General features: G+C 32.1%; 1 protein-coding gene. It reads right to left on the bottom strand.

The window, feature by feature from the left end:
* Positions 1-561 precede the first annotated feature (561 nt).
* The gene (locus BLU80_RS19285; RefSeq protein ID WP_091401598.1) at positions 562-2,208 is read right to left on the bottom strand and encodes a M57 family metalloprotease; all 1,647 of its coding nucleotides are present in this window, start codon (positions 2,206-2,208) and stop codon (positions 562-564) included.
* Between the last annotated feature and the right edge of the window lie 511 nt (positions 2,209-2,719).

The following is a 2,719-nucleotide window of genomic DNA, read 5'->3' on the forward strand; positions in this document are numbered from 1 at the left end:
TCTAAAAATTAGACAGTGCCAGAGAATAATGAAGAAATTAGGGCTTGCGAATAAAAAAGGCCGTGATTGGTCTAATAGACCTCCTGAGCAGTAACGGTAAAATCTAATACGGATTGTTGAAGTTGTTCGTACAATTCTCCATGATCATTTTTGGGGTACCTTGTTAAATCAAATTGTTCATTTGTTAAGCTATTTATTATATTATCCTGGTTGTATTTATGTGGATTAAAACTATTGTAAGTGGGAAGTTGATTATTCCAATAATAAGTTTGTGATGCGTAAATAAATAAAGAGTCTAAAAGTTTGTTTAATAATAATGAGTCCTGTAATTTAGAATTATTATTTGGAGAGATTATCTCCTTTTTACAGGATTGAAATGTGATTGAACTAATTATAAATGTTATCAATGAAGTTTTTAATAAATGCGCTATAATTTTTTTCTTCATGATTATTGGTATAATACAATACGATTAATATTTTAATTATAGGAGTTCGATTTTTATAAATATTTGAAATAAGCCACCAAAAATTATAATGGTGGCTTATTTCAATTTAACTTTATTAATTTAATGGTTCTCCTGTAGAGTAACTATCCAATGTTGCCTGTGTAACTGTTTGAATTTGATTTATTTTGAATCTATATCTATCAAAAATTTCCATATTATAAATATGCCTTTTTTCAGATATTGTCGAGCCGTTAATGTCTTTGTGGACATCTAGGAAATAAACATCATCTGATGTACTGGTCTTTATAAGTCTACTTCCCGTTAAGATATCAGTGCCTTTGTTTATCAAGCTTAATATATTAGGTATATGGTCGCTATTCATTATAAATGTGTTGTAAATTACGTTAATAGAATTGAGTTTTCGTAATGAATCATCCATTGCCACATATACTGCACCTGTGGCTCCGTCTCTAACAAACTTACCGTTATTACCTGTTGTTGGTAAGGAAGAACCTGTTTGATATGAATTAATTACTGAATCCGAAACGGTTTGAATATAACTTGTATTGAAATAATATTTATTCAAAATAATTGTTGACGTGATTAATCTTTTTTTCGTGGTTCCGGAGGAACTCCTGTCTAGAAAGTATAATGTGCCCGAAGTATTTGATTTTAATACAGCTGAACCATCTAATATATTTGAACCGATTGGTAGCTCAATGGGTGCATACCGTATGTTAAGATTTGTTATGCCGCCGTATAAGGTATTAATGGAACCAGAAAAAATCTTTCTTGGTTTACGTTCCATCATTTGATATAGGCCTCCAGTTATACTATCTTGATAAAATTGTCCATCGTCACCCGCCCCAAATTGCCCGTATAAGTATAATAAGGCAGTTTTGTCATTAGATGTAAATGGCCTGTTTGTACCAACAGAAGAGCAGGCGAGCATAAAACTGTTTGGGTCGCCTGTTGGAGTGGTTCCTGGAATTTGGATGGCATTTGTCTCATCTCCTTCGTTAATAGGAGTGGTGCTTGTATAACCACAACTATATCTTCGATCGAAATAATCAGTATGTCTCAATCCAATACAATGTCCTAATTCATGAGCTATTGTTGTTGTTAAAAAACCAATATTTGGAGAATTTCCCAAATACGTAACATTCATTTTTATACTGTTATATGGATCACCACTGCTTGTAGGAAAACCGGAGGATGCGAAAACTCCTGCAGGCAATGAATTGCTAGTTATATTTATATCTGGTGTCGAACTAGATGTAATTCTGACAAACTGAAATGCTAAATTTAGTGCATTATACCGAGCAATTGCAGAGTCAGTTGCTGTTAAAAAAGCTGTAGGTAAGTTTGTCGCAACCTTTATATAAATTTTTCTACCTGAGCTTACTCCTGGCATGCTATAGGACGTAACAATATTAAACGTTCTATATTGTTCTATTTCTCCAATCAGATACTTATTTTTATTGGTTGAAGGAGTATTGCCTTCAACTTCAGAAACGCTAGGGGAGTTTGAATTTTGATTTGTAAAATGGGTATAAGGGATAAAAATGTCCCCTTCAACGATATAGCCACTGTCTGCATCTATTAAATTAAAAGTTGAAAACCCTTCATTAATTAAAATTTCTTTTACGGATTCTATTGAGGGTTTAGAATTGATGTTCGAGGTTTTACTCGGAGAATACTGCTTGTTGCATCCCCATAGCAGCAAGGTGCTTGCGGCTAAAATTGTTAATTTTTTTTTCATTGATTATAGTTTAGTTTTAAGAAAATGGGTATTTCAAGATTGATTCAATTGTTAAAGAGTGGCAATTTTGATATGGTAAATGAAGTGTAAGTCTTAAGTTAGTGATATAATAGTAGGTTAATATAATTGTTCTAAGATGATATATATCTTTGTCAAATTATAACAATATTTTGAGCCATTTTAGGATGTTACTTTTCTCTAGGCATAATATTGCTAATATATTATACCAATTAGTGTTCATCGGAAGTTTGTGCGCTGGAATACTACTTATTGTCATACTTCCTGAAAATGCGTATGAGTTTTGTGGAATATCCACGCCATCAGTCGATGAACCCTTTTTATTTTTGTGAATCAATCTAAGCAAGTTTAAAGTGTTAAAAAGTGGCAGGACGACATAAAATTAACAATATCTAAATGGCTATCGTAAATAAATAATGGTTACATTATTATTTAGTTGCATATTTGTGGGATGGAATTTGACATGTTTTTACAGGAGATGTTGGGTATAACA

Source organism: Arachidicoccus rhizosphaerae (genome assembly GCF_900107765.1).
In the GTDB taxonomy this organism is placed as follows: domain Bacteria; phylum Bacteroidota; class Bacteroidia; order Chitinophagales; family Chitinophagaceae; genus Arachidicoccus; species Arachidicoccus rhizosphaerae.